The sequence below is a fragment of the Actinokineospora globicatena genome (assembly GCF_024171945.1).
GTDB classification, from domain to species: Bacteria; Actinomycetota; Actinomycetes; order Mycobacteriales; family Pseudonocardiaceae; genus Actinokineospora; species Actinokineospora globicatena.
The window spans coordinates 127,716-145,005 of sequence record NZ_JAMTCR010000002.1 but is presented as its reverse complement, the minus strand read 5'-3'; the positions used below and the strand labels follow the sequence as shown (position 1 = coordinate 145,005).

General features: G+C 71.0%; 18 protein-coding genes. 10 read left to right on the top strand and 8 right to left on the bottom strand.

What is annotated here, in order from left to right:
• Positions 1-12: 12 nt before the first annotated feature.
• Complete coding sequence (locus LV79_RS00665) at positions 13-813, bottom strand: PaaX family transcriptional regulator (protein ID WP_253831228.1); 801 nt, start codon at positions 811-813, stop codon at positions 13-15.
• A gap of 171 nt (positions 814-984) precedes the next feature.
• On the opposite strand from LV79_RS00665, the gene LV79_RS00660 reads away from it, so the two are divergent.
• Together LV79_RS00660 and LV79_RS00655 are read left to right on the top strand one after the other, a co-directional pair.
• Positions 985-1,152 (top strand): DUF3117 domain-containing protein, encoded by a 168-nt coding sequence (locus LV79_RS00660; protein WP_018684035.1) that lies wholly within the window; start codon positions 985-987, stop codon positions 1,150-1,152.
• Positions 1,153-1,245: 93 nt separating this feature from the next.
• Positions 1,246-2,736 (top strand): leucyl aminopeptidase, encoded by a 1,491-nt coding sequence (locus tag LV79_RS00655; RefSeq protein WP_253831227.1) that lies wholly within the window; start codon positions 1,246-1,248, stop codon positions 2,734-2,736.
• Here the strand turns inward: LV79_RS00655 and LV79_RS00650 are convergent.
• Both LV79_RS00650 and glgA read right to left on the bottom strand, forming a co-directional pair.
• A complete protein-coding gene (locus LV79_RS00650; RefSeq protein ID WP_253831226.1) occupies positions 2,658-3,146 on the bottom strand; it encodes a GtrA family protein in 489 nt (162 codons plus the stop codon). The genes LV79_RS00655 and LV79_RS00650 overlap by 79 nt on opposite strands.
• Before the next feature lie 10 nt (positions 3,147-3,156).
• On the bottom strand, positions 3,157-4,332 hold the full coding sequence (glgA, locus tag LV79_RS00645) for a glycogen synthase (protein WP_253831225.1): 1,176 nt from the start codon (positions 4,330-4,332) through the stop codon (positions 3,157-3,159).
• Positions 4,333-4,494: 162 nt separating this feature from the next.
• On the opposite strand from glgA, the gene glgC reads away from it, so the two are divergent.
• Positions 4,495-5,712, top strand: a complete 1,218-nt coding sequence (gene glgC, locus LV79_RS00640; RefSeq protein ID WP_253831224.1) for a glucose-1-phosphate adenylyltransferase — start codon at positions 4,495-4,497, stop codon at positions 5,710-5,712.
• Here the strand turns inward: glgC and LV79_RS00635 are convergent.
• A complete protein-coding gene (locus tag LV79_RS00635; protein ID WP_253831223.1) occupies positions 5,709-6,359 on the bottom strand; it encodes an O-methyltransferase in 651 nt (216 codons plus the stop codon). The genes glgC and LV79_RS00635 overlap by 4 nt on opposite strands.
• A gap of 262 nt (positions 6,360-6,621) precedes the next feature.
• Between LV79_RS00635 and sigE the strand changes: the two genes are divergently transcribed.
• From sigE to tatB, 4 genes are all read left to right on the top strand, one after another.
• The gene (sigE, locus tag LV79_RS00630) at positions 6,622-7,242 is read left to right on the top strand and encodes an RNA polymerase sigma factor SigE (protein ID WP_253831222.1); all 621 of its coding nucleotides are present in this window, start codon (positions 6,622-6,624) and stop codon (positions 7,240-7,242) included.
• Positions 7,243-7,261: 19 nt separating this feature from the next.
• Complete coding sequence (locus LV79_RS00625) at positions 7,262-7,867, top strand: anti-sigma factor family protein (protein ID WP_253831221.1); 606 nt, start codon at positions 7,262-7,264, stop codon at positions 7,865-7,867.
• A 242-nt stretch (positions 7,868-8,109) separates the two neighbouring features.
• Complete coding sequence (locus tag LV79_RS00620) at positions 8,110-9,600, top strand: S1C family serine protease (protein WP_253835647.1); 1,491 nt, start codon at positions 8,110-8,112, stop codon at positions 9,598-9,600.
• Between the two features lie 43 nt (positions 9,601-9,643).
• A complete protein-coding gene (gene tatB / locus LV79_RS00615) occupies positions 9,644-10,045 on the top strand; it encodes a Sec-independent protein translocase protein TatB (RefSeq protein WP_253831220.1) in 402 nt (133 codons plus the stop codon).
• Between the two features lie 57 nt (positions 10,046-10,102).
• On the opposite strand, the gene LV79_RS00610 is transcribed toward tatB, so the two are convergent.
• Positions 10,103-11,248 carry an Mrp/NBP35 family ATP-binding protein gene (locus LV79_RS00610; protein WP_253831219.1) on the bottom strand — a complete coding sequence of 382 codons (1,146 nt, stop codon included), beginning with the start codon at positions 11,246-11,248 and terminating at the stop codon, positions 10,103-10,105.
• Positions 11,249-11,395: 147 nt separating this feature from the next.
• Between LV79_RS00610 and LV79_RS00605 the strand changes: the two genes are divergently transcribed.
• Positions 11,396-11,848 (top strand): MarR family winged helix-turn-helix transcriptional regulator, encoded by a 453-nt coding sequence (locus tag LV79_RS00605; RefSeq protein WP_253831218.1) that lies wholly within the window; start codon positions 11,396-11,398, stop codon positions 11,846-11,848.
• Here the strand turns inward: LV79_RS00605 and LV79_RS00600 are convergent.
• The 3 genes from LV79_RS00600 to LV79_RS00590 form a co-directional block, all read right to left on the bottom strand.
• Positions 11,845-12,378: a DUF1003 domain-containing protein gene (locus tag LV79_RS00600; protein ID WP_253831217.1), complete on the bottom strand. Its 534-nt coding sequence runs from the start codon at positions 12,376-12,378 to the stop codon at positions 11,845-11,847. The genes LV79_RS00605 and LV79_RS00600 overlap by 4 nt on opposite strands.
• Complete coding sequence (locus LV79_RS00595; RefSeq protein ID WP_301320481.1) at positions 12,371-13,621, bottom strand: magnesium transporter MgtE N-terminal domain-containing protein; 1,251 nt, start codon at positions 13,619-13,621, stop codon at positions 12,371-12,373. Before LV79_RS00595 ends, LV79_RS00600 begins: the two co-directional genes overlap by 8 nt.
• A gap of 601 nt (positions 13,622-14,222) precedes the next feature.
• Positions 14,223-15,167, bottom strand: coding sequence for a winged helix-turn-helix domain-containing protein (locus LV79_RS00590; protein WP_253831215.1), 945 nt, complete (start codon positions 15,165-15,167; stop codon positions 14,223-14,225).
• A 215-nt stretch (positions 15,168-15,382) separates the two neighbouring features.
• Here LV79_RS00590 and LV79_RS00585 point away from each other — a divergent pair, with 215 nt between their 5' ends.
• Complete coding sequence (locus tag LV79_RS00585; RefSeq protein ID WP_253831214.1) at positions 15,383-16,444, top strand: HpcH/HpaI aldolase/citrate lyase family protein; 1,062 nt, start codon at positions 15,383-15,385, stop codon at positions 16,442-16,444.
• Positions 16,437-17,282, top strand: coding sequence for an HpcH/HpaI aldolase/citrate lyase family protein (locus LV79_RS00580; protein WP_285470526.1), 846 nt, complete (start codon positions 16,437-16,439; stop codon positions 17,280-17,282). The genes LV79_RS00585 and LV79_RS00580 overlap by 8 nt, the downstream gene beginning before the upstream one ends.
• Positions 17,283-17,290 lie beyond the last annotated feature (8 nt).

The following is a 17,290-nucleotide window of genomic DNA, read 5'->3' as shown; positions in this document are numbered from 1 at the left end:
CACCTTTCCTGGTCACGCGGTAGACCTCTGCTTACCACCCCTTCGCAGGCAGTCATCCAGGAACTCGGTCACAGCGGGGGCCAAGCGCGCGGTGTGCGTGTCGAACAGCTCCGCGGCGGTAGCGCCAGGCCAGTCCGGTGGGAGCAAAGCGACCGGTAGGCCTGGGTCGACGAACAGGAACTTCCGCCACGCGTGCAGCAGCCGCTGGGACGCCGCGAACGCCTCGGCGGGGTCTGATCCGTCCACAGCGGACATCACCGGCGCCCACTCGGCCAAGAACCCCCGGTAGGACTCACCCAACCCGGTGAGGTCCCACGCCTCCGCGGCCAGTTCCGCGTCCGACCCGTCGTGCGCTCCGTGGAAGACCCGAGCGGTTAGCCCTTCCGCAGCCAGCACGTCCGCTAGCTCTGTCGACGGCCGTGGCGCTACCCAGGTGGACGACCCCAGTGGGCCGTATCCGAGCAGTCTTAGCGACGACGCCAACCTCTCCCGGGCGACCCTAGGGGGCACCTCGGCGAGCGCGACCACGTGCCAACGCTCGTCCCATGTGGAGAGACCGGTGCGGTAGATCCGGGTCCCGGCCTCGTCGAGCCGCCGCTCCGCGCGCGTGGTCAGCGCGTAGCCGGGGCCCTCCGGTAGCCGTACCGGGGTCAGCCAACCCTGACGGACCATTCTGGACACCGCGGTCCGGATCGCGGGCGCGCCGAAGCCCAGCGGGTCCAGCAGCCGTACCAGCGCGGCGATGGTCGCCGAGCCGTCCCGCTGCCGCAGGTGACCGCCGAAGACGTCGAAGAGGGCGGAACGGGCGCGCACGACGGTCGAGTCTGGCAGGCCGCCGACCCCCGGCGCCACCCATCGTGGCCGGTCACCCGACACGCGATGATCGGTTCCGATTTCACCGCCGCGCGCCGGATGGGGGAGAATGGCCCGGACCCGGCGGGTTCGCCGCGTCGGGTGGGCAGGCTATGACGGAGGGAGCACGCTATGGCGGCCATGAAGCCCCGGACCGGGGACGGTCCCCTCGAAGTGACGAAGGAGGGCCGGGGCATCGTGATGCGCGTCCCGCTCGAGGGTGGCGGACGTCTGGTGGTCGAGATGACCCCGGAGGAGGCCAGCAACCTCGGCGACGCGCTCAAGTCCGCCGCGGGCTGATCCTCCCACCGCCGGGTCTGATCACCGCCTCGGCGGGATCACCCCGGCGTTCCCCCAGCTGACACGACCCGACGCTCCCGCACGGAGGACCGCTTGCCCACGCCGGTGCCGACCCCGCCGACCGCACTTCCCGACGTGGAGGTGGCCGCCGGGACCGCCGGGGGCGTCCCGGTCGCGGTGCTCACCAGGACGGCCGACGGCCCCGCGCTGATCGGTCCCGGCGGCGACGAGCTCACCCCCGAGTGGGCCGAGGCCGTTGGCCTGACCGGCAAGGCGGGCGAGGTGCACCGCGCCCCGCTGGCGGCCACCGCGCGCTGGTCGGTCGGCATCGGCACCGGTGCGGCCAAGCACTGGCGCACCGCGGGCGCGGCCCTGGCGAGGGCCGTCAACGCGCTGCTGGAGAACCAGCCGGATTCCGGTCAATCCCTGCAGGTCGTGCTCCCCGACGACACCGACGCCGAGCAGGCGGGCTGGTTCGCCACCGGCCTGCGGCTCGGGGGTTACCGGTTCCGCGTGACCGGAGACACACCCGCGCCCCGGCTGCGGTCGATCCGGCTCGTCGTGTCCGAACGGGACCGTCGCGACCGGATCGCCGCGGAGGTCAAGCGGACCGGGGTCCTCTCCTGGGCGACCGCGCTGACCAGGGACCTGGCCAACGCGCCGTCCGATGTCAAGGACCCCGCCTGGCTCGCCAAGACCGCGGCTCGCGTCGTCGGCAAGCCCAAGGGCCTCACCGCCCAGGTCCGCGACGAGAAGTGGCTGGCCGAGCACGGTTTCGGCGGGCTGCTCGCGGTCGGTGGCGGTTCCTCCCGCCCGCCCCGGCTGGTCCACCTGACCTGGGCCCCGCCCGGCGCCGCCGGTCCGCACATCGCCTTGGTCGGCAAGGGCATCACCTTCGACACCGGTGGTGTGTCCATCAAGCCCAACGAGGGCATGCACCTCATGCGCACCGACATGGCGGGTGGCGCGGCGGTCATCGCGGCCGTGGCCGCTATCGCCAAGTTGGGCCTACCGATTCGGGTATCCGGTCTAGTCCCGTGCGCCGAGAACCACCTGTCCGGTTCCTCTTACCGTCCGGGCGATGTTGTGCGCCACTACGGCGGTAAGACCACCGAGATCACCAACACAGACGCCGAAGGCAGGGTCGTCCTCGCCGACGCGCTCACTTACGCCCATCAGGACCTCGACGCCGATCTCCTCGTCGACGTGGCGACCCTGACCGGCGCGATGAAAGTCTCCCTGGGTACGCGCATCGGTGGCCTGTTCACCAACGACGACGCTCTCGCCGCACGGATCACGGCCGCGAGTGAGACCGCCGGTGAGGCACTGTGGCGGATGCCGCTGCTAGACCACTTGGCCGCTGAGGTGCCCAGCCACATCGCCGACGTCCGGCAGTGCCCGCCTGGTCCTGGTGCGATCACCGCCGCGCTGTTCTTGCGTGAGTTCACCGGCGGCCTGCCGTGGGCCCACCTGGACATCGCGGGCCCCGCACGCGCCGACCGCTCTTACGACGACGTCGTGCCCGGTGCTACCGGGTTCGCAGCGCGCACCCTGGTCGAGTTCGTCGCGGCGTACGCGTCCTGAGCGAACACGCGGTCCAAGAACGCGTACTTGGCCACGAACACCGGTAGGCCGCTGAGCACGTAGGTCACGTTCAGGACCAACGTGCGCGCGGCCCGGTCTTCGACAAGAGGACCGATCAGCCAGTCCGCGCCCGCCGTCAGCACCACCGACACGAGGCCACCCAGCAGGGTGACGACCAGGTAGCCCACCACCTGCCTGGTCAGCTTCGGCATGCCGCGCTGCCCCCACGCCCACCAGCGGATCATCACGAAGTGCGGCACCGCGCCCACGACGAACGCGGCCGTGCTCGCGGCCAGCGCGCCCAGTACGCCCCACCCGTACAGGGCGAACAGGACCAACTGGCTTATCCCGGTCGCGACCAGGGACGCCACTGAGTAGCGGGTGAACCGCACCCGCACGCCATGTGCCACCTTCGCCAACCTAGGAGCCACCAGCTGACGGTCCTCTCAGCGCCGCTCGGTACACCGCCAGGGTCTGCTCCGCCACCGACGCCCACGAGAAGTCCCGCTCCGCCCGCGCCCGCCCCGCGGCACCCATCGCCGCCGCGCGGTCCGGAGTGGACAGCAGCGAGTTGATGGCGTCCGCCAGGCCCGCCCGGAACGCGGCGGTGTCGTCGGCGTCGTAGTGCACCAGCAGGCCGGTCTCGCCGTGCGCCACGACCTCGGGGATACCCCCGACGTCAGAGGCCACGACCGCCGTCCCGCACGCCATGGCCTCCAGGTTCACGATGCCCAGCGGTTCGTAGACCGACGGGCACACGAACACCGTGGCGTGGCTGAGCAGTTGCTGCACCTCTGACTGTCGCAGCATCCGCTGGATCCAGAACACCCCTGGCCGCCGTTCAGCCAGTTCAGCGACCGCCGCTCGGGTCTCCTCGGCGATCTCCGGCGTGTCCGGCGCCCCCGCACACAGGACTACCTGCGCGGACGGGTCGATGTCGTGCGCGGCGGCGATGAGGTGGTCTACACCCTTCTGCCGGGTGATGCGCCCCACGAACACCACGGTCGGCCGCGCGGGGTCGATCCCGTGCTCTATGAGGGCGTCCACCTGGGACACAGGGTGGTAGGTAGCCGTGTCGATGCCGTTGCGGACGACGTGCACCCGCGCGGGGTCCAGTTCCGGGTAGCAGTCCAAAACGTCTGTGCGCATGCCCTCGCTCACGGCGATGACCGCGTCGGCCGCGAGATACGCCGTGCGCTCTACCCAGCTCGACAGGCGGTATCCGCCACCGAGCTGTTCGGCCTTCCAGGGCCTGCGCGGCTCTAGGGAGTGCGCGGTCACCACGTGCGGGACCCCGTGCAAGAGCTGCGCGAGATGACCGGCGTGGTTGGCGTACCAGGTGTGCGAGTGCACGAGGTCGACGCCTTCGACCGCCGCGGTGATGGACAGGTCCGCCGACAGGGTCCGCAGCGCCGGATTGGCCTGCTCCAGGCCGGGCGCGGGGTTGTGCGCGGTCGCGTCCTCGCGCGGGCCGCCGAAGCAGTGCACGTCGACTTCGACGAGGTCGCGCAACCTCGGCACGAGGTAGCCCACGTGGACGCCCGCCCCGCCGTAGACCTCCGGCGGGTACTCCCTGGTCAGCAATCCGATGCGCACACCTGTCACCGTAGCCGCAGCCCAGCGGGCGGCACGTGGGCGGCGGGGGGCGGGACGACCCGGCGGCGCACGGGTGAACACACGGGCAATGCAGGGTCAACGGGCGCCCACACGGAGTAGCGCGTATGGCAGGACAACCACGCTGACGGTTAGATTCATCGTGTGAAGGGCAAGCCGCGCGTACTCGGGATCGTGTTGGCTGGTGGCGAGGGCAAACGCCTGTGGCCCCTCACGGCGGACCGGGCCAAACCAGCCGTTCCGTTCGCGGGGAACTACCGCCTGGTCGACTTCGTGCTGTCGAACCTGGTGAATGCCGGTTTCCACCAGCTGTGCGTGCTGACGCAGTACAAATCCCACTCCCTGGACAGGCACATCTCCACGACCTGGCGCCTGTCGAACGTGCTCGGCCAGTACGTGACCCCGGTCCCGGCACAGCAACGGCTGGGTCCGCGCTGGTACACCGGCTCGGCCGACGCGATCTTCCAGAGCCTCAACCTGGTCAACGACGAGCAGCCGGACCACATCGCGGTCTTCGGTGCCGACCACGTCTACCGCATGGACCCGGGTCAGATGCTGGAACAGCACGTCGACTCGGGAGCTGGGGTCACCGTCGCTGGCATCCGGGTTCCGCGCCTAGAGGCCAGGGCGTTCGGCTGCATCGACTCCGACGCTAACCGCAAGATCACCAGCTTCCTGGAGAAGCCTGACGACCCGCCGTCGGTCCCGGACGACCCCGACGTCACCTTCGCCTCTATGGGCAACTACCTGTTCTCGACGTCAGCGCTGGTCGAGGCCCTACGCGCGGACGCGGCCGACCGCGACTCCATGCACGACATGGGCGGCGACATCATCCCGATGCTGGTCGACCAGGGCGACGCGTACGTCTACGACTTCGCCGACAACGTCGTGCCGGGGGAGACCGAGCGGGACAAGGGCTACTGGCGGGACGTGGGGACGCTTGACGCGTTCTACGACGCCCACATGGACCTCGTGTCCGTGCACCCTGTCTTCAACCTCTACAACCGCCAGTGGCCGATCCGTACGGCCACCCCGCCGCTGCCACCGGCGAAGTTCGTGAACTCCGGTACGGCTACCGAGTCGATCGTGGGACCGGGGTCTGTCATCTCTGGCGCTACCGTCACCAACTCGGTCATCAGCGCCGATGTGGTCATCGAGGACGGTGCCGTAGTGGAGGGCAGCGTGCTCTTGCCCGGCGCGCGCGTCGGTAAGGGTGCCGTCGTGCGGAAGGCGATCCTGGACAAGAACGTCGTGGTCGCTGACGGGGTGCGGCTGGGCGTCGACCTGGAGTCGGACCGCGAGCGGTACACGGTCAGCGCCAGCGGGGTGGTCGTGCTCGGCAAGGGTGCCCGCGCGGACTAGGTGATCTTGGCGGCGAGCAGCAGCCCGTCGCCGAGGGGGAGCAGCAACGGGACCAGGCGGTCGTCGTCGCGCACCGCCCGGACCACCTCGCGCAGCGCCAGCGTCTCGGCGTCGCGCCGCGCCGGGTTGGCGATGTTGCCCTGGTAGAGGACACTGGCGAAGGCCAGCACCCCGCCAGGGCGCAGCAGTCGCACCCCGTGCTCGTGGTAGGCGGGGTACTCGGTGCTCGTGGCGTCGACGAACAGCAGGTCGTACCCGCCGTCGCTGAGCCTGGGCAGCACGTCCAACGCCCTGCCCATGATCAGCCGGGTCCGACCAGGCGCGATCCCGGCCTGGCGGAACGTGCGCTTGGCGACCGCCTGCACCTCGGGCTCGACGTCGATGGAGGTCAGCACGCCGTCGGGGGCCATGCCGCGCAGCAGGTGCAGGCCGCTGACCCCGACCCCGGTGCCGATCTCCACCACGGCCTTCGCGCGCAGCGCCGCGGCCAGGAACCGGAGCGCGGCCCCGGTGGTCACACCGACCGGGGTGCAGCCGAGTTGGGCGCCCAGGGAGCGCGCCGCGACGAGCGTCTCGTCCTCGGCGAGGTACCCCTCGACGTACTCGCTGAGCTCCACCGAGCGCACGGCGGGCTGTTCCGGTCCCACGGGAACGCAGATTAGCGGCGCTCGTGGCCAAAACGGGTGAACCTGACCGGAAGGTCACCCGCCGACGTTTTCTCAGCCTCGTCTCAGGCCGCTCTGAGGCTCGCCACATGGGCGGGGCGCATCGTTGTCGGTAAGCAAGGGGACGTGGAGAGCGGGGAACGCTGTGAGAGCCGGGAACGCGGTGGGAGCGGGGAACGCGGTGGGAGCGGTCACGGGGAACACAGCGAGCGGATCCGTCGTTGGACAGGGTGGTGGGCAGGACATGCTTCAGGAGGTGCGCATCCCTACGACGCAGAGCCCGACGGTGAGCGCCGTCGAGGTCAAGCCGGTCGAGGTCGCGGAGATCAGCGCGGCCGAGTGGACCGTGCCCAGCTGGGACGAGGTCGTGCGCGAGCACGGCGACCGGGTGTACCGACTGGCCTACCGGCTCGCGGGCAACGCCCACGACGCCGAGGACCTCACCCAGGAGACCTTCATCCGGGTGTTCCGCTCGCTGGCGTCCTACAAGCCGGGCACGTTCGAGGGCTGGCTGCACCGGATCACCACCAACCTGTTCCTCGACATGGTCCGGCGCCGCTCCCGGCTGCGCATGGAGGGCCTGCCCGAGGACACCGACCGCATCGAGGGCGACGAGCCGAGCCCGGAAGAGGTCTACGACGAGACCCACCTGGACCCGGACCTGCAGGCCGCCCTGGACGAGCTGCCGCCCGAGTTCCGCGCCGCCGTGGTGCTCTGCGACGTGGAGGGCCTCTCCTACGAGGAGATCGGCGCCACCCTCGGGGTGAAGCTCGGTACTGTGCGCAGCAGGATCCACCGCGGCCGCCAGGCACTGCGGGTGGCTTTGGAGCGCCGCCGGGCGCTGGCCCGGGAGGCATCGGCATGACCCGTGTGGAGGACCTCTCATGACGCTCGAACGCGCCCTGGGACTGGGCGAGCAGCACCTGCTCCCCGACGCCGTGGTCGCCTTCGTCGACGGTGAGCTCACCCGGTCCGCCCACGACCGGGTGACGTCCCACCTGGCGAGCTGCGCCTGGTGCGCGGCGGAGATCACCACCCAGCGCCAGGCCAGCGCCGAGGTGCGCGCCGCGACCACGCCGACGATGTCCGCCGGTCTGCTCGCCGCGCTGCGCGCCATCCCGCTGGAGACCGAGCTGCCCGCCACCCCGGACGGCCTCGCGGTCACCGCGGACGGCCAGCTCGTCGCCATCCAACGCCCCGACCGCGCTGCGGCCGCCTTCGGCGCCAGCGCCCCCCTCGGCTCCGGCCCCAAGCTCGGCGAGGGCGTCGTCCTCGGCAAGCGCAACCGCCGCGCCGCCCAGGGTGCTGGTGTTGTCGTCTCCGGCCTGGTCCTCGGCGCCTTGGCCCTGGTCAACACCGGCGGCCCCACCACAGCAGCCGAGCCCCACCCGGCCCGCCCCCAGGGCGGCGACGCCCAACCGGTCGGTTTCGTCGGCCAAGGCACCCTGCCCTCGCTCTCCCCGAGCTTCGGCATGGTCGCCGCCCGCTAGGCCCCCCACAGACCCTTCTCCACACGTGAAGGCCACTGCCACGACGGCGGTGGCCTTCATGCTGTCGCCCGTCCTTCGGCCACGCTGTGGATCAACCCGCCAGCGCGGCGCCGCTCCTTTCGGTGGGCAGGTCGGCTGTGGCAGCGGTGGGCCTGGTCGGCGAGGCAGGCGCGGGTGGTCGGGGTCGCTCGATGGGGGGTCCGCACGCCTACTTCACCAGTGGTTTGGCACTGTGGACGGTGATGAACCAGAACTCTGACTCGACCGGTGAGCAGCGGCTCGCGCCTCGGCCGTTGGAGCGGCCCGCGGTCGACCCGGGGGCGGCTGCGGTGTTCGGGCGGCCCTCCGGGGTGGCCGGGGCGTTCTCGCCGAGTGCGTCCGCGCGGCCCGCGCTGGGTGAGGTCGCCGTGGCGCCCCCGACGCCGGAGGCGTTGGTCAGTGCGTTCGGGCGGCCCGCGGGGGAGACCGCGGTGCTGCAACGGCCGCCGGGCGAGCGCAACGATGCCGCTGGGGATGAGCCGTTGTGGTCGGCGGAGTCCGACCCGTGGCGCGATCCGGCCGCCGGGGCCATCATCGGGCCGCCCGCGCTGGCCAAGGACGAGGACGAGCAGGACGACGCCGAGACCAAGTCCGGTCCGCTGCTCAGCCTGTCCGACGTGCTGTTCGGCAGGCGGGTCAAGCCGCTGGCGCTGGGGATCCTGGGCCTGGTCGCGGTGCTGGTCGGCGCGGCGGGTGGGCTGGTTGGCTGGCTGGTCGCCCGTGGCGGCGACGCGCTCACCAGCGACGTCACCCTCGCCCAGGCCGAGGCGAGCAAGGAGCGCCCGGCGGGCTCGGTCGCCGACATCGCCACCAGGGTGCGCCCGGCCGTCGTGTCGATCGAGGTCAAGATCGCCCAGGGCGGCGGCACCGGCTCGGGCGTGATGATCGACGGCTCCGGCTACATCGTCACCAACTGGCACGTGGTGACCCTGGAGGGCCGCGCGGACCAGTCCGCCAAGATCTCCGCGGTGTTCACCGACGGGACCAGGACCGAGGCCCAGCTCGTGGGCACCGACCCCAAGACCGACCTCGCCGTGATCAAGGTGAAGGTCACCAACCCGACCGTGCTGCAGTTCGGCGACTCCGACAAGCTCCAAGTCGGCGACACCGTGCTCGCCGTCGGGTCCCCGCTCGGGCTCACCGACACCGTCACCGAGGGCATCGTCAGCGCCCTGCACCGGCCGGTCGTGGCCGGTGGCGACAACGGCGAGTCCCCGATCACCTACGACGCCATCCAGACCGACGCGGCGGTGAACCAGGGCAACTCCGGCGGCCCGCTGGTCGACTCGACCGGCGCGCTGGTCGGCATCAACTCCGCGATCCGCAGCAGCGCGGGCAACACCGGCAGCGTCGGCCTCGGGTTCGCCATCCCGTCCAACGACGCCAAGCGCATCGCCGAGGCCATCATCCGCGACGGCGTGGTCAAGCACGCCGACCTGGGGGCCAACGTCAAGTCGGTGTCCGCCGAGACCGCGGAGGGCGCCCAGGTGGTCAACGTGACCGATGGCGGCGCCGCGGCGAAGGCCGGGCTGGCGGAGGGCGATGTCATCCGCAAGGTCGGCGACCGGCAGGTCCGCAACGCCGCGGAGTTGACGGTGGCGGTCCGCCAGCACCAACCTGGTCAGACAGTTCCCGTCGTGTTGGCCAGGCAGGGACGTGAGCTCACCATTCAGGTAACCCTGCAGTCGGATTGACCGGCTACCCTGGTGGTAGAGGCGTAGTTCGGAGGTAGCGAGGGTGTTCGAAAGCATCGGCTGGGCCGAGATCCTCGTTCTCGGCATCGCCGGTTTGTTCATCCTGGGTCCGGAACGGCTGCCGTCCGCGGCGGCCTGGGTCGGGCGCAGCATGCGGAAGGTGCGCGAGTTCGCGACGGGGGCCCGCGACCAGCTCAAGGGCGAGCTCGGCACTGACTTCGACGACCTGCGCAAACCGCTGCAGGACCTGCAGCAGCTTCGCAACTTCGACCCGAAGCAGATGGTCGCCAAGCAGCTGTTCGGCGACGACTCCAACGGCGTCAAGCCCAACGGCTACGCCAGCAGCCAACCGGCGATCCCCCCGGTCCCACCGGCAGCCGCGCCCAAGCCGGAACCGCCCCGCGCGCCCGGTGAGCGGCCGCCGATCGATCCGGACGCCACCTGACCACCCGCTGAAGTCGGCACCGACCACCACCGGTGCCGACTTCTTCGTCTTGAGGGTCTAGCGACCCGCGGGGGAGACCGAGAGCATCCGGCCCGCCAGGCCGCGGGCGCGGACCGAGAGCTTGGTCGCGATGTCTGAGAGCACCTTCGAGGCGGCGGCGTCCGGCTGGGTCAGGACCAGCGGCTTGCCCGCGTCGCCACCCTCCCGCAGCCGGGTGTCCAGCGGGACCTGGCCGAGCAGCGGGACGGTGGAGCCGACGGCCCGGGACAGCGAGTCCGCGACCGACTGACCGCCGCCGGACCCGAAGATGTCGGCGCGGGAGCCGTCTGGCAGCTCGAACCACGACATGTTCTCGATGACGCCCGCCACCCGCTGGCGGGTCTGCAGCGCGATCGCCCCCGCGCGCTCGGCGACCTCGGCCGCGGCCTGCTGCGGGGTGGTGACCACCAGGATCTCCGCGTTCGGGATCAGCTGCGCGACCGAGATCGCGATGTCACCGGTGCCCGGCGGCAGGTCGAGCAGCAGCACGTCCAGGTCGCCCCAGAACACGTCGGCGAGGAACTGCTGCAGCGCGCGGTGCAGCATCGGGCCGCGCCACACCACCGGGGTGTTGCCGGGGGTGAACATGCCGATGGAGATGACCTTCACCCCGTTGGCCTGGGGCGGCAGGATCATCTTCTCGACCTTGGTCGGCTTCTCCGTCGCGCCGACCATGCGCGGGATGGAGTGGCCGTAGATGTCGGCGTCGACGATGCCGACCTTCACCCCGCGCGCGGCCATCGCGACCGCGAGGTTGACCGTCACGCTGGACTTGCCGACGCCGCCCTTGCCGGAGGCCACGCAGTACACGCGGGTCAGCGAGCCGGGCTCGGCGAACGGGATGCGCGGTTCCTCGGCGTCGCCGCGCAGCGACTTGCGCAGGGTGGTGCGCTGCTCGTCGTTCATCACATCGAGTTCGACCGCGACGGCGCGCACGCCGGGCAGCGCCGACACCGCGGCGGTGACGTCCTTGGTGATCCGGTCCCGCATCGGGCAGCCCGCGACGGTGAGGTAGACGCCGACGTCCACCCGGCCGTCCTCGTGCACGGTGATGTCCTTGACCATGCCCAGGTCGGTGATCGGCCGGTGGATCTCCGGGTCCTGCACGCCAGCCAACGCCGTGCGGACGGCCTCGACAGAGGGAACCTGCTCGGTGGTGGTCACCGCACCATGCTACGGGCGGGTAGCGGACCGCCGTGCGCGCGGATGGTCAGGACCACAGTGCGGACACCCCGTGATTACCGGCCAGCGCGCGCCACCACCGTGGTGTTCCGTACCATTACCACCCTGTTTGTGCGCTAGGAGGAAATCTTGACCGTGCCGGAGAGAACCGCCCGGCCCACCCGAGAAGAACTGCACGCGTGGCGCACCTTTCTCCGGGCGCACGCGCACATCACCCGCGTGCTGGAGGCCGAGTTGGTCGCCGAGCAGCGGCTTTCCCTCGGCGGCTACGACGTCCTGGTCCAACTAGCGGAAGCTCCTGATCGCAAATTGCGAATGGCCGAACTCGCCGACGCGGTGCTGCTGTCCCGCTCGGGGGTGACGCGCCTGGTCGACCGGCTGGAACGGGCCGGAATGGTCGCGCGGGAACGGGTCGCCGGTGACGGCCGCGGCGTGGTCGCGGCGCTCACCGAGCAGGGCCTCGACGTTTTGCGCACGGCGTCCAGAACGCACCTGGCCGGTGTCGCCGAGCACTTTGTCGCGCGGTTGGACGGCGAGCAGTTGCGAAAGCTCGGCGACCTGTGCGGGCAGTTGATCGACTAGCGGCTGACCTCGTCCCAGCGCGGGTCATCCCGCAGCTCTTTCGGGTCCTGGCGGGATTTGTTCCGCTTGCCCTTGAGGTCACCGCGCAGTTTTTCCAGTTCGCCGCGCAGGTAGTCGCGGGTGGCGACCTCGCCGACGGCCAGCCGCACCGCCGCCAGCTCCCTGGCCAGGAACTCGGTGTCGGCCTTGGTCTGCGCCGCGCGCGCCCGGTCCTCCTCGAGCGACACCCGGTCCCGGTCGTCCTGCCGGTTCTGCGCCAGCAGGATCAGCGGCGCGGCGTAGGCGGCCTGGGTGGAGAACGCCAGGTTCAGCAGGATGAACGGGTACGGGTCCCAGCGCAGGCTGACCGCGACCAGGTTCAGCGTGATCCACGCCAGGACCAGCACCGTCTGCCAGAACAGGAACTTCCCGGTGCCCAGGAACCGGGCCAACCGCTCGGAGAACCGGCCGAACGCGTCGGGGTCGATCGCGAAGCGCAGCCCGCGCTGGCGCGGCTGGTCCAGGCGCCGCCTGGTTGTCGGCTCAGGCACCGCGGGCCCCCTCGCGCTCGCGCCAGCCCTCGGGCAGCAGGTGGTCGAGCACGTCGTCCACGGTCACCGCGCCGAGCAGGTGCTCCTCGTCGTCGACCACCGGCGCGCACACCAGGTTGTAGGTGGCGAAGTAGCGGGTCACCTCGACCAGCGAGTCGGTCGGCCGCAGCAGCGCCAACTCCTTGTCCACCGCGCCCGCGACCAGGTCGAACGGCGGTTCGCGCAGCAGCCGCTGGATGTGCACGCAGCCCAGGTAGCGGCCGGTCGGGGTCGCCGTCGGCGGGCGGCAGACGAACACCATGCTGGCCAGCGCGGGCGGCAGGTCGGGGTTGCGGACCCGGGCGAGCGCCTCGGAGATCGGGGCGTCCGGCGTCAGCACGATCGGCTCCGGGGTCATCAACCCGCCCGCTGTGTCGAAGGAGTACTCCAGCAGCCGCCTGACCGGCGCGGACTCCTCGGGCTCCATCAGCTCCAGCAGCCGGTTCTTGTCCAGCTCGGACAGCTCGGCGAGCAGGTCGGCCGCGTCGTCGGGGTCCATCGCCTCCAGCACGTCCGCGGCGCGCTCCTCGTCCAGGTGCGCCAGCAGGACCTTCTGGTCTTCCTCGGGCAGCTCCTCGATGACGTCGGCGAGCCGCTCGTCGTCGAGCGCGTCAGCGACCTCGTAGCGGCGCTTGAGCGGCAGGTCCTGCAGCGCGGTGGCCACGTCGGCGGCGCGCATGGTGTCGAACACGGCCAGCAGCTGGTCGGCGGCCTGCGGCGCGCCCTCCAGCTCGGTGATCCCGGGCGAGCGGATCTCCGACCAGGCCAGCACCATGATCGGCCCGCGCCTGCCCAACCGCCCGGTGCGCTCCCGGATGGCCACCCGCGACAGCACCCAGTCCCTGGTCCTGGTCTGCTCCATCGCGGTGTCCACGACCTCGGCCCGCGCGCCGCTGTCCACCACGGTCACCCTCGCGTCGAGCAGCTGGCCGACCACCAGCACCTCGTTGGGCCGCTGGTGGAAGTGCCGCAGGTTGACCGACCCGGTCGCCAGCGTCACCGCCGTCGGGTCGATCGAGGCCACCCGCAGCATCGGCACGAAGATCCGCCGCCGCGACGCCAACTCGATCACCACCCCGAGCACCCTCGGCGCCGACCCGTCCGGCCGCAACCCCGCCACCAGGTCCCGGATCCGCCCGATCGACTCGCCGTCCGGCCCGAACACCGGCAGACCCAGCAACTGCGCCGCGAAGATCTTGCCCATGCCCGCCACGCGGTCAGGCTAGCCGGACTCAGCCCACCCGGCCCGTCACGCGATCAGCGCTCGCCCGCCGTTGTCGCGGCGTTCGTCCTTTGTGGACTCTTCCGGTTCGTTCCGGGTGGTTGATGATCACTCGCGGGGCGACTTGCTCTTGGATCGCTGGGCTTGGCCTGCCTCTGGGGTCGCGACCAGGGGATTTGGCTTCTGTGCTGCTCGGATTTTCCGTCTTCTGGGTGACAGAAGTTGTCCACATGTGGATCTCTGCGGGGGTCGTTTCAAGATCGACTGTCGGTGCCCCCGGGTAGGCTGGCCCAGGGACGCCCCCCGGAGAGGGTGGGGGCTGGGCAGGGGTTGCCTGCGCGCGCGGGCGCGATCCGGGGGCGGTGGGGCTAGCTGCCGCGGGGTGAGGTTGGGCCTGGCGTTCATGGCTGCGCCGAGGTGGTTGGGCGCGGTGGCTAGTGGGGCCGGGTTAGATGAGGGGCCGTTTGGGGCGAGCGGCTTGTCGGTTGAGCAGGCTCGTGGCGCCGGGGGAAGCAGGGCTGGGGCGGTGGCGCGGGGGAGAGCGTGGCGGCGCTGGCGTGGCGGGTGGTGGGGCTTGGGCGGGTTACTGGAGGCGTTCGGCCTGGTCGGTGCGTTGGTAGAGGACGGTGCGCTTGGCGCGGGTCTTGGTGACCAGGCCGGATTCATGCAGGACAGATAAGTGGTACGAGACCGTTCCTACCGCGAGCTGGTGGCGCTTACTGAGGTCGGTAGTGCTGCGCGGGACGTGGAGGTCTCGGAGCAGGGTTGCGCGGGTTGGTCCGATGAGGCGGGACACGGCAGTCCTATCCGCGCCGGTTGGTACGCCCAGGCCTTGGGGTGGGTAGTAGAGGACAGCGTTCTCGGGGTCCTCTAACTGCACGTAGTAGGTGGGCCAAGTTAGGGCTACCGGGCTCAAGACCAGGTCGGTCGGCGTGGTCTCCCAGTGCCAAGAGCGGTTCTTGGTGAGCTCGATAGCCCCGCCGGTCCACCGGATGTGGGTGTGCAAGGAGCCGAGCAGCGCGCCCACGCCCTCGGTGGCCATGACCTTCGACTTGGCGGTGATGTCGGCGTCGAGGCGGTCGCGTAGGCCTGACCAGCTCTCGGTCATCGCGGCGGACCAGAAGCGGGCCAGGCCCTGGGCGGCGCGGACGGCGAAGGTGCCGTTCTCGATGGCCCGGCGGGCGTCCGCGGACGGGTGCTTGGTGGCGGCGACCTGGAAGGCGGCGACGTCGGCCGGGGTGGCGGCGACCATGTCCAGCTGCTCGGCGAGGACCAGGTCGGCCGCGCCGCGCGGGGGTGGCGGGGTGAGCAAGTCGGGCATGTAGCCCTTGCCGGTGGGCAGCGTGCTGGCGATCATCCGCACGTCGCGGTCGCGCAGGGCGAAGCGGGCCGCGGGGCCGGGCGCGCCGAAGATCGGGTGCCTGCGCTCGGCGAGGGTGGCGACCAGCCAGGCCAGTGCCTCCGCCGCGGGCGAGCTGCTCAACCGGATCCGGGCGAGCACGTCGGCGTCCAGCCGGGCGGTGATCATCCAGCCAGGTTAGTGGTGCTTTCGAACCGCTTCGAAAGGTTTCCGGTTACCCGTCGGTCTGCGCTGTGCTGTGCGCGGGGGAAGACGGCGGCCGGGACCCGGGGGGTGGTCCCGGCCGCCTGCACGTGTCGGTGGCCACAATGGCGACGTCGACAGGGCCGTGGTCGACTAGAACTCACGTTGTTACTGGTCGGTTAACCTCGATCGGAGGTCCCATGCGCTCCCCGAAGGACTTCTTCCGCCCGCTCGCGGTCGGCGCGCCGGACCCGGTGCGGGAGATCCCGTTCCGGCCGTCGCGCATGATCCACTTCTTCGACCCGTCCAACGAGAAGATGGCCGCCAAGGTCCCCGACCTGCTGGCGAAGGCCGATGTCGTGCTCGGCAACCTCGAGGACGCGGTCCGCGCCGACCGCAAGGAGGCCGCCCGCGACGGCCTGGTCAAGGTGGGCAAGGCGGTCGACTTCGGCGACACCCAGCTGTGGACCCGGGTCAACAGCCTCGACTCGCCGTGGGTGCTCGACGACCTGATCACCCTGGTCACCGAGATCGGCGACAAGCTCGACGTGATCATGGTGCCGAAGGTGGAGAGCGCCGCCGACATCCACTACGTCGACCGGCTGCTGGCCCAGTTGGAGGCGCGCGCCGGGCTGCGGCGGCCGATCCTGGTGCACGCGCTGCTGGAGACGGCGGCGGGCGTGGCCAACGTGGAGGACATCGCCACGGCCAGCCCCCGCATGCAGGGGATCTCGCTCGGTCCCGCCGACCTGGCCGCGAGCCGTCGGATGAAAACGACCCGCGTCGGTGGGGGGCATCCTGGCTATCTAGTGCGCACGGACCCTCTAGGCGACGACCTCACCGCGGGACGCACGACGTACCAGCAGGATCTATGGCACTACACCGTCGCGCGGATGGTCGACGCGTGCGCCGCGGCGGGGATCCTGCCGTACTACGGGCCGTTCGGGGACATCGCGGATGTAGTGGCGTGCGAGGACCAGTTCCGCAACGCGTTCCTGCTCGGGTGCGTCGGCGCGTGGAGCCTGCACCCGCGCCAGATCGAGATCGCCCGTCGCGTCTTCTCCCCGGACCCGGCCGAGGTCGCCTGGGCCCGCCGCGTCATCGCCGCGATGGGGGACGGCACCGGCGCGGTCATGCTCGACGGCAAGATGCAGGACGACGCCACCGTCAAGCAGTGCCGCGTGATGGTCGAGCTGGCTGACGCCCTCGCCGCCCGCGACCCCGAACTCGCCCGTGCCTACGAGGAGTCCGCCCGTGGCTAACCCCCGCCGCTCCGTCCTGTACATGCCCGGCGCCAACGAGCGCGCCCTGGAGAAGGCCAAGACCCTCGACGCCGACGCGCTGATCCTCGACCTGGAGGACTCGGTCTCCCCGGACGCCAAGGTCGACGGCCGCGCCCGGGTCTGCGCCGCCGTCGCCTCCGGTGAGTACGGCAAGCGCGAGGTCACGATCCGGGTGAACGGCCTGGACACCCCGTGGTTCGCCGACGACGTCCGCGCCGCCGCCGCCGTGTCCCCCGCCGCGATCGTCGTCCCCAAGGTCAACTCAGCTGCGGACGTCCGCCGCATCGAGGACGCCGTCCCCGCGGACACCCCGATCTGGGCGATGATCGAAACCCCGATCGCGATGCTGCACGCCTACGAGATCGCGTCCGCTTCCCCGCGCTTGACGGTCTTGGTGCTGGGCACCAACGACCTGGCCAAGGAACTCCACGCCCAGCACGTCCCTGGCCGCGGCCCCCTGCTCGCCAGCCTGTCCCTCGCGCTGCTCGGTGCTAGAGCCGCAGGTAAGGCAATCCTCGACGGCGTCTACAACGACGTAAAGGACCTAGACGGCTTCGCCGAAGAGTGCACCCAAGCCCACCAGTTCGGCTTCGACGGCAAGACCCTCATCCACCCCAGCCAACTGGACCCCTGCAACCGCATCTTCGCCCCCTCAGAAGCCGAGATCGCCCACGCCCACGAAGTCATCGCCGCCTTCGACGAAGCCCAATCCACCGGCAAGGGCGTGGCCACGGTCAACGGCAAGATGATCGAAAACCTCCACGTGGCCGACGCCCACCGCGTCCTAGCCATCGCGTCGGCGATCAACGCTGACTAGAGTTCGGC